Here is a 12,808-nt window from a genome sequence, read left to right as displayed (position 1 = left end):
ATAACAATCGATTATCAGGCCTGCTTTCCTTGCCTCACACTTCGCGAATGAATTCGAGTCAGCCGAGTTCGCCCAGCACCTTCGACACCGTATCCACAAAGAAATCCACACTCTGCCGGGTGGTGCACATCGGCGGCTTGATCTTGAGGATGTTCAAGTAGTCACCGGTGGGCTGCATGAAGATCCCTAACTCACGCAGTCGATCACACAGGTAGGCGGTTTCCTCAGTGGCAGGCTCCAGAGTTTCACGGTCGCGGATCAACTCCACGCCCAGATAGAAGCCGGAGCCATGCACCGCACCGACCAATGGATGTTTATCGATCAAGGCTTCCAGGCGTGCCTTGAAATGACCGCCTACCACTCGGGCGTTTTCCCACAGCTGTTCCTTGTCCATCACATCCAGTACGGCCAGGCCGACGCGGCAACTGACCGGACTACCGCCCGCAGATGAGAAGAAATAACCCTCGGCCTCCAGCGCTTCGGCAATTTCCCGACGGGTGATGACCGCACCCAATGGCTGGCCGTTGCCCATGCCCTTGGCCATGGTGATGATGTCCGGCACCACGCCCTGCTCTTCGAAGCCCCAGAAGTAATGGCCCAAACGGCCGTAACCCACTTGAACTTCGTCAGCGATGCACACCCCGCCCTGGGCGCGGACCTTGGCATATACCTGCTGCAGATAGCCTGGTGGCAACGAGATTCCGCCCGCGTTGCCGTACACCGGCTCACAGATGAAACCGGCGACCTGACGTTCCTGGCTGGCCAGCTCCGCCAGCGTGTGTTCGACGCTGCGTACGTAATCCGGCGCGCTGTCGCTGCCACGGAACTCACCGCGATAGGTATTCGGCGCTGTCACCGGGTGCACCCAATCAGGCCGGGTGCTCAAGGCTTGCGGATTGTCGGCAATCGAGGTGGAGATGGCATCGGTCGCCACTGACCAGCCGTGATACGCCTCCAGCACGCTGAGCATGTCGCGCCCGCCGCTGTAAGCCCAGGCAAGACGAATCGCCAGGTCATTGGCTTCGGTGCCGCTGTTGACCAGAAACACCCGGTCCATGGAGTCCGGCGCCAGCTCCAGCAATCGTTCGGAGAATTCGGCGATGGCCGCGTAATGAAAGCGCGAGTTGGTGTTGAGCAACGACCACTGGCGTGCGGATTCTTCGGCCATGCGCGGGTGCCCATGCCCCAATACCGCGACGTTGTTGAGCATGTCCAGATAAGACCGACCCTGCATATCAATCAGGTGATTGCGCCAGCCCCGCTCGATCTGCGGCGGGTCCTGATAATAGTGCTTCTGCGACCGGGCGAAGCTGGCATCGCGACGCGCCAGCAGCTTCGCTGAGTCTTCAATCGGCGGCGCATCGCAATCGAATCCCAGTAGCGCGGCGGGCGAAGGGCATACCACTTGCCAGGCTGGCGCCCACGAAGGAGTACTGAACAACGGCGGACTGATATCGGTCACGCGACACAGCTGGACGATCAAAGAGCCGCTGCTCTGACCAATCTCCTGACCTGCACGCACGGCACACCCTGAGTCCAGCGAAGAGGTCACGCCCCACACGCGCAGATTCATCTGCTCGCCGATCAGCCACAGCGCAGCATCAGCGGTCAGACGCAACGTGCCGCCGAATGGCGCATGCAGCTCAGTGCCTGAAGGCACATGCAGTTCGACATGCAAAGCGCAGGTGTCAGGCTCTTTAGCGCTGTCGGGGACCGTGCGCGACAAGCGGTATTCACCATATCGGGTCGAGGCCAGTCCGCTTTTGATGCCCGCTTCGAACAACAGCTGTTCATCGATACCGCGCTTCTCCCAATTGCCGGCGGCGAAGTGCGTACTGAGCACACCCAGGTCGACAGGGGTGAATTCGCGACCACTCAGGCTGGGCAGCAGGGGCAAGAACGATTCAGCGCGGGTCTCTGGCTGAGCCAGCCCGACGCTGGCCAGAATTGCCGCCTCCATCAATTCGAGAGGCACCGAAGTGGCCACATCGAAGATCCCCCACTCGCTCTGCAAATTGGCCTGGATGTAAGTGTTGTGCGGTTCGATGCTGGCCTGCTGCTCGCTGCTGAGCACCAGAATCGCGGCCCGCGCGACGATCAATGGCCACAGCGCCTGCAACTCTTCGGGTTGCAACGGGTTGATGGCCTGATACGCCTGAATCGCCGGCAGGATGTACAGCGGATTGCCATCGGCATGGTGCAACAGCGCCGCGCACGTCACTGACAGGTCGGCAACTCGCCAGGTAGTGACCAAGTCCCCGAAATCAATCAAGCCCTGCAACTGCCATTGGCGCTGCTGATCGCGTACCCAGACCACGTTATATTCGGTGATATCCAGGTGAATCGCCTGCACCGGCAGCTTCGCCACCAGCGGTCGTAAGCGGTGCGCCGCCTGCTCGGCGGCGTGTGCGAGCAAGGCGCGCTCTTCAGCGTTATTGATGACCGGTAATAGATGCCTGATCAACGCATCGGCATGCCGCGGGTCCCACTGCAGCGTTCGCTCCAGCCCCGCGTGCTGAAAACTCGCCAGCGCCAGGTCGACCTGAGCGCACAGTTCACCCAATCCCACCACCACGTCGCGGCTCAGGTGGGGCAAATGGGCTAACGACTGACCGTCGATGAACTCAAGCAACCGCGCCTGCACCGTCCGACCGCCGATCTCCAGCGAAAGCAATTCCTCACCGTTGCTGGCCGCCATCACCCGAGGCACACGCAACCCCGGCTCCGCCCCTAAATGCCCCAACGCCGCGTGCTGTGCCTGAAGCTCGCGCAACGAATAATCACCGTGGCAAATCTTCAAGACATAGCGCCCCTGAGCGCTGTCGAGCAAATAGTTACGATCCTGCTGGCTACCCAACTCCTTGAGCGTGCCGCTCAACCCGTAATGCTGCTCAAGCAATAGCAACGCCTGCTCGGCGCTGACTTCCGGGCACGGCAGACTGGAACGATGAATCAACGTGGCGAGCGACATGACGACCTCAACGGTTCTTGTTAGCGGCCTATATCGCCAGTTGGCTGGGCGATGCGCAAGGGGTGTGTTCAGGAAAAACCACAATAAGGAAGAAATGAACGGCTTCTATGAACGGCAGAGAGGACGCAGTGGGCGCATGCTCATTGGGGATCAATACGGTATCTACAGGATCGCGGGCGCGCGGACGACCTTCTGCGTTTTTTTTCGCCGCACTTAACGCACGGGAAAACTCAAAAAATTTAGGTGTTTATGGTCACCAACTTCAGTCGCGACAGTTTTATGGCGCGCAACCTGCTCCTCATGTGTTTTTTTCATGGCTTTGTAGCGTTTTCTCGATCAATCGCTCTTGCACCTGCCCTCTCCTGCCGACAAGCTATGTCTCATCCGCTTAACGTCCATCCAAGGAAGAAGGCAAACTCATGCGAATCCTCGTTACAGGCGGTGCCGGCTTTATCGGTTCGGCGCTGATCCGTCACCTGATCCAGAACACCGATCACGAAGTCCTCAATTACGACAAACTGACCTACGCCGGCAATCTGGAGTCGCTGCAAAGCATTGCGACCAACACCCGCTATGAGTTTGTGCAGGCCGATATCGTTGATCAGGCCGCTGTCAGCGCTGTGCTGGCACGCTTCGAGCCCCACGCGATTATGCATTTGGCTGCTGAGTCCCACGTTGACCGTTCTATTGATGGTCCGGCGGAATTCATTCAGACCAACATCGTCGGCACCTACAGCCTGCTTGAGGCCACACGCGCCTACTGGAGCAAGCTGCCTGAAGCCGAACGTGCGGCGTTCCGCTTCCACCATATTTCTACAGACGAGGTGTACGGCGACCTGCACGGCGTCGATGACCTGTTCACCGAAACCACGCCTTACGCGCCAAGCTCGCCGTATTCGGCCAGCAAAGCGGCGTCCGATCACCTGGTTCGGGCCTGGCACCGCACCTATGGCCTGCCGGTTGTCGTCACTAACTGCTCCAATAACTACGGGCCGTTCCACTTCCCGGAGAAGCTCATCCCGCTGGTGATCCTCAACGCCTTGGCGGGTAAACCGCTACCGGTGTATGGCAATGGCCTGCAAGTACGCGACTGGCTGTATGTCGAAGATCACGCCCGGGCGCTGCTTAAAGTGGTAACCGAGGGTGTTGTCGGCGAGACGTACAACATCGGCGGGCACAATGAGCAAAAGAATATCGATGTGGTGCGCGGCATCTGCGCGCTACTTGAAGAACTGGCGCCTGAGCATCCGCCGGGTGTAGCGAATTTCGCTGATCTGATCACCTACGTAACCGATCGCCCAGGCCACGATATGCGCTATGCCATCGACGCCAGCAAGATCGAGCGCGAGCTGGGCTGGACCCCTGAAGAAACATTCGAATCGGGTCTGCGCAAAACCGTGCAGTGGTATTTGGATAACCTAGACTGGTGCCGTAGGGTCCAGGACGGCAGCTACCAAGGCGAACGACTGGGATTCACTGACCTTAAGGATTTGATCGCATGATGAAAGGCATCGTTCTGGCTGGCGGTTCGGGCACGCGTCTGCACCCCATCACCCTTGGTGTTTCCAAACAATTGCTGCCGGTCTATGACAAACCGATGATCTATTACCCGATCTCGGTCCTGATGCTGGCCGGCATCCGTGAAATCCTGGTTATTTCCACCCCGCAGGACTTGCCGCAATATCGCAACCTGCTGGGTGATGGCAGCCAGTTTGGCGTGCATTTTCACTACAAGGAACAGCCCACTCCGGACGGTCTGGCCCAGGCGTTTCTGATCGGCGAAGAATTCATCGGCGATGACCCGGTGTGCCTGATTCTGGGCGACAACATTTTCCACGGACAGCATTTCAGCGAGCAGTTGCAAAGTGCCGCCGAGCACCCCAAAGGCGCGACGGTCTTCGGTTATTGGGTCAAGGATCCAGAACGTTTTGGCGTGATTGATTTCGATGAGAGTGGCCGTGCGCTGTCCATCGAAGAAAAGCCGAAAAAGCCGAAATCCAGCTACGCCGTGACCGGTCTGTATTTCTACGACAATGACGTTATCGAGATCGCCAAAGCGGTGAAGCCTTCGCCCCGTGGCGAGCTGGAGATTACCGACGTCAACAACGCCTATCTGGAACGCGGCGACCTGCGGGTCGAGCGCTTCGGTCGGGGTTTTGCTTGGCTTGATACCGGCACCCACGACAGTCTGCTGGAAGCGTCGCAGTACGTTCAGACCATTGAGCATCGTCAGGGCCTGAAAGTGGCTTGCCTGGAAGAGATCGCGTTCCAAAACGGCTGGATCGACCGCGAGCACCTGCTCAACCGCGCAGATGCATTTGGCAAGACCGGCTATGGCCAATACCTGTTCAAGCTTGCCGGGGAATATCAATAATGAAGGTGGTGCCGACTGAACTGCCTGGGGTCCTGATCCTGGAACCCAAAGTATTTGGCGACGAGCGCGGGTTTTTCTATGAAAGCTTCAATGCGCGCGACTTTAAACAAGACACTGGCATAGAAGCGGACTTCGTTCAGGACAACCACTCACGCTCGCAAAAGGGCGTGTTGCGGGGCCTGCATTACCAACTGGAACACACCCAAGGCAAATTGGTTCGGGTCACGGCGGGAGAAGTGCTGGATGTCGCGGTGGATATTCGCCGCAGCTCACCGACCTTCGGTCGCTGGGCCAGCATCCGGCTTTCTGCCGAAAACAATCGTCAGTTGTGGATTCCGCAAGGCTTTGCTCACGGGTTCCTGGTGCTCAGCGACTACGCCGAATTCCTCTACAAGACCACCGACTACTATCAGCCTCGTGCCGAGCGCTGCATTCGCTGGAATGACCCGGACCTGGCAATTGACTGGCAGCTCACCGACATCCCGAAACTGTCGGAGAAGGATCAAAACGGCAGAAGCCTGAATGAGGCTGAGCTGTTCTCATGACCCAGTCCTCCACTCCACCACTGAAGATATTGATCAGTGGACAGCATGGTCAGGTGTCACGCGAGTTGCAGAAAAGCCTGGCTGATCTCGGCGAACTGCACGTGCTGGGGCGCGATCAACTGGACCTTGGCCAGCCCGAGGCCATTCGTGACCACGTGCGCGCACTACGTCCAGACCTGATCATTAATGCGGCAGCGCACACCGCAGTCGATCAGGCTGAAAACGAACCCGAGCTGGCCTTCGCGATCAATGCCACGGCACCGGGTATTTTCGCTGAAGAAGCTGATCGGCTGGGCATCCCCCTGATTCACTACTCCACCGATTACGTGTTCGACGGCAAAAAAGACTCGGCCTATACCGAGCAGGATCTGCCGAACCCGCTGGGTGTGTATGGTCGTAGCAAACTGGCGGGCGAACAGGCGATTGCGGCGGTGGGGGGCAAACACCTGATCCTGCGCACCAGCTGGGTTTACTCCCTGCACGGGCGTAACTTCCTGCTGACCATGCAACGCCTGCTGCAAGAGCGGGCAGAATTGCGCATCGTCTCGGACCAGATCGGCGCACCCACCTGGGCCGGCACCATCGCCCACAGCACGCGCTTGCTGATCGAACACTGGCGCGACGGACAGGCTGGCGCCTGGGGTACGTATCACCTGACCGCCAGCGGCGAGACGTCGTGGTTCGGTTTTGCTCAGGCCATTGGTGAGCAACTGATCAAACAAGGCAAGCCCTGCGCGACGCTGGAAGCGATTCCGTCCAGCGCCTACCCGACTCCCGCCGAACGCCCGCTGAACTCACGCCTCGATTGCAGTCTTCTGCAGCGTGAATGGCAGGTGCAGCAGCCTGATTGGCATCACGCGTTGCTGGAGTGCTTAGCCGGTCAGCAGTAGGCATAATGGGTCGATCAGCTTCTGCCCGGAGGGCGTAGGCACTGACGTGTCTGAGAGCGGCGTCATGCGGAGTACCTGGGACACCGCTTTCGCAGACACGTCAGTGCCTACAAATAATCCGTGTCAGGCGAACATCATCTGGCGCATTTCTATGATCACGACGTCCACAGTTGCCCGACGCCCCCGCTGGCGCAGCCTTGCGTTGCTGGCGCTTTGTCTTGCGCCGCTGTTGTGGCCACTGCAGCATCTGGCCGAGCGTTATTACGGCAACGAGCTGGTCAGCCAGAACCGCCAGACGCTTGATCTCTACGTCGCCAACCTGCTCGGCACCCTGCATCGCTATGAAGTATTGCCACAAATTCTCGGCGATCTTCCAGCCCTGCGCGCGGTGTTGGCGAATCCCGAGCAAAAGGTCACTCTGGAAGACGCCAACCGGTTACTCAAGGATATTTGCGAACAGACCGGGGCAGAGGTGATGTACCTGATGGACCCCAGCGGCAATACGCTGGCAGCGTCCAACTGGGACCAGCGCGACAGTTTCGTGGGGCGCAACTTCGCCTTTCGCCCTTACTTCAGTGAAGCCATGGCCGGCGGCCTGGGGCGCTTTTTCGGCTTGGGCACGACTTCGGCCAAACGCGGCTACTTCTTTGCCGGTGCCGTGCACGATGGCGACAAGGTGATTGGGGTGCTGGTGGTCAAGGTCGATCTGGACCGCACCGAGACCTTGTGGGGCAAAACCCCAGAGCAATTGCTGCTGACCGATCACAATGGCGTGGTGATCCTGACCTCAAACCCGGAATGGCGCTTTCGCGCAACCCGTCCGCTGAGCCAAGAAGAACAGCAAGCGATCAACGCCATCCAGCCCTATCCGACCCGGAACCCAAAACCGTTGCACCTCGACGAAAAGGCCTGGTTGACGCAAACCCAGCAGATCGACGAGACCGGCTGGGCCGTGAGTATCCTTGCCCCACGTGGGCTGATCGACCGACCGGTGCGTACCGCCGTCGCTGTCGGCGGCGCGACCCTGTTGGTGCTGATGCTGCTGCTGGGCCTGATGATGCAACGCCGGCGCCATTATCTGGACCGCATTGCCTTCGAAGCCAAGGCCCGTCGCGAGCTGGAAATGCGCGTAATCGAACGTACCGCCGACCTGGAAGGCCTGAACAGTCGACTCAAGCAAGAAGTACTGGAGCGCGAGCAGGCGCAGCAGGAACTCGTCCGCGCACAAGACGAACTGGTGCAGGCCGGTAAACTCTCGGCACTGGGGACCATGTCTGCCAGCATTAGCCATGAACTCAATCAACCGCTGGCGGCGATCCGCAGCTATGCGGAAAACGCCGAAGTGCTGCTCGATCACGAACGCACCGAGGACGCTCGCGGTAATCTCAAGCTGATCAGCGAACTCACCGGACGCATGGCCTCGATCATTGCCCATCTGCGCGCGTTTGCCCGACGCGATCGGCATGCGCCGGAAAGTGTCGCCCTGCAACCGGCGCTCGACGATGCCTTGGCGCTGCTGTCAAAACGTCGTCGGGCAATGGAAGTTGAACTGATCCGCGACATGCCGGACGCGACACTCTGGGTCCAGGCCGGTGAAACCCGCTTGCGTCAGGTACTCGGTAACTTGTTGGCCAATGCCCTTGATGCGCTCACCGAAAAAGGTCCGCCACGCAAACTCTGGCTGAGTGCCGAACAGACTCCCGAAGGCGTCAATCTGTATATCCGCGATAACGGCCCGGGTTTTTCCAAAGAAGCTCTGGCCCGTGCCCGCGAGCCGTTCTTCACCACCAAGACCCGCACCCAGGGTTTGGGCCTCGGCCTGGCGATTTGCGATACGCTGATGCGCGCGCTGGGCGGAGAGTTACTGCTCGCCAATCATCCCGACGGCGGCGCCCTGCTGACCCTGCACCTGCAGGCCGGGGCGGCCGGGGTCAATCTTCAACCGCCAGAGGATCTATCTGCATGAGTACGGACCACGCCATCGACAGCCGGATTCAGGTGGTGCTGATCGACGACGACCCGCATCTGCGAGGCGCCCTCAGCCAGACCCTGGACCTTGCCGGCTTGCACGTTCTGGCGTTGGCCGACGCCAAGGGCCTGGCGAGTCGCATTGAGCGCGACTGGCCTGGCGTGGTGGTGAGTGATATCCGCATGCCTGGCATCGACGGGCTCGAACTGCTCGCACAACTGCATACTCAGGACCCGGAACTGCCCGTGCTGCTGATGACCGGTCATGGCGACGTGCCGTTGGCGGTGCAAGCCATGCGCGCCGGCGCCTATGATTTCCTGGAGAAGCCGTTCTCCAGCGACGCCATGCTCGACAGCGTGCGCCGCGCGCTTGATCTGCGCAGCCTGGTGCTGGACAACCGCAGCCTGCGCCTGGCCTTGAGTGATCGGACCCAATTGAGTACGCGCCTGGTCGGTCAGTCCGCGCCAATGTTGCGTCTACGTGAACAGATCGGTGCCTTGGCCGCGACCAAGGCCGACGTCCTGATACTCGGTGAAACCGGCACTGGCAAAGAAGTGGTTGCCCGCGCCTTGCACGACCTGTCCAACCGCCGTGCCGGGCCTTTTGTCGCGATCAACGCAGGGGCACTGGCCGAGTCCGTCGTCGAAAGCGAGCTGTTCGGGCATGAGCCGGGCGCGTTCACTGGCGCGCAAAAACGCCGGATCGGCAAGTTCGAATTCGCCAACGGCGGTACGCTGTTTCTCGACGAAATCGAGAGCATGAGCCTGGAGGTGCAGGTCAAATTGCTGCGCTTGCTGCAAGAGCGCGTGGTCGAGCGCTTGGGTGGCAATCAGCAGATTCCACTGGATATCAGGGTGATCGCCGCGACCAAGGAAGACCTGCGTCAGTCTGCCGATCAAGGACGCTTCCGCGCTGACTTGTATTACCGGTTGAACGTCGCACCGCTGAAAATTCCACCGCTGCGCGAGCGTGGCGAAGACGCGTTGATGCTGTTCCAGCACTTTGCCGACTCCGCCAGCACCCGCCACGGATTGCCCAAACACGAACTGCAACCGGGCCAACGCGCCTTGCTGTTACGGCACACCTGGCCGGGCAATGTGCGCGAACTGCAGAACGTCGCAGAGCGCTTTGCCCTTGGCCTGGAACTGGCCCTCGAAGGCAATGAAGTCCCCAGCATGCCAACCACCGGAGGCGGGCTCAGCGAGCAGGTTGAAAGCTTCGAACGATCCTTGATCGCCGCAGAGCTGACCCGGCCTCACAGTTCCGTGCGCAGCCTCGCCGAAGCCTTGGGGCTGCCACGCAAAACCCTGCACGACAAGTTGCGCAAACACGGCCTGAGCTTTGGTGACAGCAGCGGCAGCGCTGCCGATGAACTCGATTGATAAATAGGAGCCCGCATGAATAACGACAGCCACCATTTGCAGAAGGTGCTGCATCACGACATTCCTCTGACCCGCGAGATGGGCCTCAAGGTGCTCAGCTGGCAAGGGCAACAGCTGCGTCTGCATTTGCCCCTGGCCCCCAACACCAATCACAAAAACACCATGTTCGGCGGTAGCCTGTACAGCGCGGCCGTGCTGGCGGGTTGGGGCTGGCTGCATTTGCGCCTGCGCGAAGAGGGAATCGAAGACGGGCATATTGTGATTCAGGAAGGGCAGATCAGCTATCCGCTACCGGTCACCGCCGACGCCATCGCCACGTGCGAGGCGCCAGAGGATGCCGCCTGGGAAAAATTTCTAAGCACGTACCGCCGTTATGGACGCGCCCGCTTGACCTTGCCGACGCACATTTTCAATCAGGGCAGTGACGACGCGGCAGTACGTTTCAGCGGGCAGTTTGTGTTGCATCGTTAAGCCCTATAGCTCGGATTTGGCCAGCGCCAACAGCTTGCTGCGCCACGGCGCGTTCGCCGGCAACGCGAGAAACGAGGTGTTGAGCAGCGACTCGCGCGACGGGTAGCTGAACGTCTCGCCTGCCAGATCGAGCACTTCGCCGCCTGCGCCTTCGAGTACCCCTTGAGCCGCAGCAGTGTCCCACTGCGAGGTCGGCGCCAGACGCGGATAACAATCGGCGGCCCCTTCGGCCAGCAGGCAGAACTTCAGTGAGCTGCCGACGCTGGTCAGTTGCAAATCACCCAGACTCTCGGACAATCCCGCCAACAAGCGTTCCTGTGCCGGGCTGGTGTGACGACGGCTGGCGACCACGGTAAACGCTTGGCCGGGTGCTGGCGCCGTTCGCACGCGGATCGGCGCAGCATGCGCCTCATCATCACTGCGCCACGCGCCCAACCCCGCACCGCCGAAGTAGCAGCGATTATTGGTGGGCATCGAGACCACGCCAAACACCACGCGCCCCTGTTCGATCAGGGCGATGTTGACGGTAAATTCTTCGCTGCCGGAAATGAATTCCTTGGTGCCGTCCAGCGGATCGACCAGCCACCAGCGCTCCCAAGTGGAGCGCTCACTGAGGGGAATGTCGGCATCTTCTTCAGACAGCACATGAATATCAGGCGCCAGCGCCTGCAAACCCGCGACCAATAGATGATGCGCCGCTATATCCGCGGCGGTGACGGGCGACGCATCGGTCTTGGTGACGACGGACACATTTGCGCGCCAATACGGCAGGATCACTTCGCCTGCACGTCTGGCCAGCTCAATCACGGGCGCCAACAACGGATGCGGCAGATGAGCGAACGCTTGGGTCATGGCTCGAATACTCCACGCTGGGTCAATAAGTCGCGGACCAGATACAGCGCCGCCAAGGCACGGCCCTCGCTGAACTGTGGGTGTTGAATCAGGCTGGACAGTTCACGCAGATTGACCTTGTCGACGCGCATCGGCTCTGGCTCGTCGCCCGGCAGGCTCTCTTCATACAAATCAGTGGCCAACACCACCTGAATCTTCTGGCTCATGTAACCGGGCGACAGGGACAGCTCGGTCAAATGCTCAAGCTGATGAGCGCCAAACCCGGCTTCCTCCTTAAGCTCACGATTGGCAGCGGCCAGGATGTCTTCGCCCGGTTCGATCAGGCCCTTGGGCAAAGACAACTCGTACTCGTCGGTCCCCCCGCAGTACTCCTCGATCAATACCGCGTGGTCGGCATCGAGCATCGCGACGATCATCACTGCGCCATAACCAACGCCTCTACTCACCAGACGCTCGTACGTGCGCTCGACGCCGTTGGCAAAACGTAACTGCAACGCTTCGACACGGAACAGATGGCTACTGGCGACGATTTCGCGGGCGAGGATGGTGGGTTTCTGTCGCATGGCAAGCTCCTTGGCGTGGACGGAGTACTATACCGTGGCTTTCCCGATTGTCTGTGTCGGATATGCTGACGTGGCTCATTCACCGCCCGAGAGACCTGAATGCCTTCTTTACCCTGGCGCGACATTGATACCGTTCTGCTCGATATGGACGGCACCCTGCTCGACTTGCATTACGACAACCATTTCTGGATGGAGCACCTGCCACAGCGCTACGCCGAACTGCACGGGGTCAGCCGGGCCATGGCCGAACTGGAAATGGCCCCGCTGTTCGAAAAGAATGCCGGCACGCTCAACTGGTACTGCCTGGACTTCTGGAGCGCCGAGCTGAAGCTACCGCTGCGCGAGCTGAAACTGGAAACTGCGCACCTGATCTCCCTGCGTCCGGATGCCGAAACGTTTTTGATGGCAATCAAGCAGGCCGGCAAACGCGTGATCATGATCACCAACGCCCACCGCGACTCGCTGTCATTAAAGATGGAGCGGGTGCAACTGGCGCCCTACTTCGAACGCATGATCAGCTCCCACGACTACGGGTTCGCCAAAGAGAACGCGCAGTTCTGGGATGCGTTGCACGCCGACATCGCCTTCGAGCCAGGTCGCAGCCTGTTCATCGATGACACCCTGCCGATCCTGCGCAGCGCCCGAACATTCGGAATCGCCCATCTGCTGGCCGTCAGCGAACCCGACAGCCGCAAGGGCCCGAAGAACACCGAAGAGTTTGCCGCGGTAGCGGATTATCGGACGTTGATTGCGGGGCTTTAGCTGCGCGGACACTGTAGGAGCGGGCTTGC

Annotated in this window: 11 protein-coding genes; 8 read left to right on the top strand and 3 right to left on the bottom strand. The window is 60.0% G+C overall.

Annotation, left to right across the window (positions count from 1 at the left end; translation table 11 throughout):
* Positions 1–58 precede the first annotated feature (58 nt).
* Positions 59–2,971: an aminotransferase gene (locus QN399_RS21950; RefSeq protein WP_322177306.1), complete on the bottom strand. Its 2,913-nt coding sequence runs from the start codon at positions 2,969–2,971 to the stop codon at positions 59–61.
* A 419-nt stretch (positions 2,972–3,390) separates the two neighbouring features.
* Here QN399_RS21950 and rfbB point away from each other — a divergent pair, with 419 nt between their 5' ends.
* The 7 genes from rfbB (at position 3,391) to QN399_RS21915 (ending at position 10,602) form a co-directional block, all read left to right on the top strand.
* The gene (rfbB, locus tag QN399_RS21945) at positions 3,391–4,473 is read left to right on the top strand and encodes a dTDP-glucose 4,6-dehydratase (protein WP_322177305.1); all 1,083 of its coding nucleotides are present in this window, start codon (positions 3,391–3,393) and stop codon (positions 4,471–4,473) included.
* Positions 4,470–5,345, top strand: a complete 876-nt coding sequence (rfbA, locus tag QN399_RS21940) for a glucose-1-phosphate thymidylyltransferase RfbA (protein WP_219063769.1) — start codon at positions 4,470–4,472, stop codon at positions 5,343–5,345. The genes rfbB and rfbA overlap by 4 nt, the downstream gene beginning before the upstream one ends.
* On the top strand, positions 5,345–5,890 hold the full coding sequence (gene rfbC / locus QN399_RS21935) for a dTDP-4-dehydrorhamnose 3,5-epimerase (RefSeq protein WP_322177304.1): 546 nt from the start codon (positions 5,345–5,347) through the stop codon (positions 5,888–5,890). Before rfbA ends, rfbC begins: the two co-directional genes overlap by 1 nt.
* Complete coding sequence (gene rfbD, locus QN399_RS21930) at positions 5,887–6,780, top strand: dTDP-4-dehydrorhamnose reductase (protein ID WP_322177303.1); 894 nt, start codon at positions 5,887–5,889, stop codon at positions 6,778–6,780. Before rfbC ends, rfbD begins: the two co-directional genes overlap by 4 nt.
* 151 nt (positions 6,781–6,931) lie before the next feature.
* Positions 6,932–8,746: an ATP-binding protein gene (locus QN399_RS21925; protein ID WP_330201625.1), complete on the top strand. Its 1,815-nt coding sequence runs from the start codon at positions 6,932–6,934 to the stop codon at positions 8,744–8,746.
* A complete protein-coding gene (locus tag QN399_RS21920) occupies positions 8,743–10,131 on the top strand; it encodes a sigma-54 dependent transcriptional regulator (RefSeq protein WP_322218908.1) in 1,389 nt (462 codons plus the stop codon). Before QN399_RS21925 ends, QN399_RS21920 begins: the two co-directional genes overlap by 4 nt.
* A 15-nt stretch (positions 10,132–10,146) precedes the next feature.
* Entirely contained in the window at positions 10,147–10,602 is a 456-nt protein-coding gene (locus QN399_RS21915; RefSeq protein ID WP_322177300.1) for a thioesterase domain-containing protein, read from the top strand.
* Between the two features lie 3 nt (positions 10,603–10,605).
* Here the strand turns inward: QN399_RS21915 and cysQ are convergent, their stop codons facing one another.
* Complete coding sequence (gene cysQ, locus QN399_RS21910) at positions 10,606–11,454, bottom strand: 3'(2'),5'-bisphosphate nucleotidase CysQ (protein WP_322177299.1); 849 nt, start codon at positions 11,452–11,454, stop codon at positions 10,606–10,608.
* The gene (gene nudE / locus QN399_RS21905) at positions 11,451–12,017 is read right to left on the bottom strand and encodes an ADP compounds hydrolase NudE (RefSeq protein ID WP_322177298.1); all 567 of its coding nucleotides are present in this window, start codon (positions 12,015–12,017) and stop codon (positions 11,451–11,453) included. The genes cysQ and nudE overlap by 4 nt, the downstream gene beginning before the upstream one ends.
* Before the next feature lie 99 nt (positions 12,018–12,116).
* Between nudE and yrfG the strand changes: the two genes are divergently transcribed.
* The gene (yrfG, locus tag QN399_RS21900; RefSeq protein ID WP_322218900.1) at positions 12,117–12,779 is read left to right on the top strand and encodes a GMP/IMP nucleotidase; all 663 of its coding nucleotides are present in this window, start codon (positions 12,117–12,119) and stop codon (positions 12,777–12,779) included.
* The last annotated feature ends 29 nt before the right edge of the window (positions 12,780–12,808 follow it).

It is taken from the genome of Pseudomonas sp. 10C3, from assembly GCF_036346185.1.
In the GTDB taxonomy this organism is placed as follows: Bacteria; Pseudomonadota; Gammaproteobacteria; order Pseudomonadales; family Pseudomonadaceae; genus Aquipseudomonas.
This window is presented reverse-complemented; position numbering and strand designations above follow the sequence as displayed.

What these genes read in the sequence shown, in the direction of transcription:
- QN399_RS21925 (WP_330201625.1), top strand. Translation starts at nt 6,932, where the DNA reads ATGATCACGACGTCCACAGTTGCCCGACGCCCCCGCTGGCGCAGCCTT.
- rfbD (WP_322177303.1), top strand. Translation starts at nt 5,887, where the DNA reads ATGACCCAGTCCTCCACTCCACCACTGAAGATATTGATCAGTGGACAG.
- QN399_RS21915 (WP_322177300.1), top strand. Translation starts at nt 10,147, where the DNA reads ATGAATAACGACAGCCACCATTTGCAGAAGGTGCTGCATCACGACATT.
- rfbA (WP_219063769.1), top strand. Translation starts at nt 4,470, where the DNA reads ATGATGAAAGGCATCGTTCTGGCTGGCGGTTCGGGCACGCGTCTGCAC.
- cysQ (WP_322177299.1), bottom strand. Translation starts at nt 11,454, where the DNA reads ATGACCCAAGCGTTCGCTCATCTGCCGCATCCGTTGTTGGCGCCCGTG.
- yrfG (WP_322218900.1), top strand. Translation starts at nt 12,117, where the DNA reads ATGCCTTCTTTACCCTGGCGCGACATTGATACCGTTCTGCTCGATATG.
- QN399_RS21920 (WP_322218908.1), top strand. Translation starts at nt 8,743, where the DNA reads ATGAGTACGGACCACGCCATCGACAGCCGGATTCAGGTGGTGCTGATC.
- QN399_RS21950 (WP_322177306.1), bottom strand. Translation starts at nt 2,971, where the DNA reads ATGTCGCTCGCCACGTTGATTCATCGTTCCAGTCTGCCGTGCCCGGAA.
- rfbC (WP_322177304.1), top strand. Translation starts at nt 5,345, where the DNA reads ATGAAGGTGGTGCCGACTGAACTGCCTGGGGTCCTGATCCTGGAACCC.
- rfbB (WP_322177305.1), top strand. Translation starts at nt 3,391, where the DNA reads ATGCGAATCCTCGTTACAGGCGGTGCCGGCTTTATCGGTTCGGCGCTG.
- nudE (WP_322177298.1), bottom strand. Translation starts at nt 12,017, where the DNA reads ATGCGACAGAAACCCACCATCCTCGCCCGCGAAATCGTCGCCAGTAGC.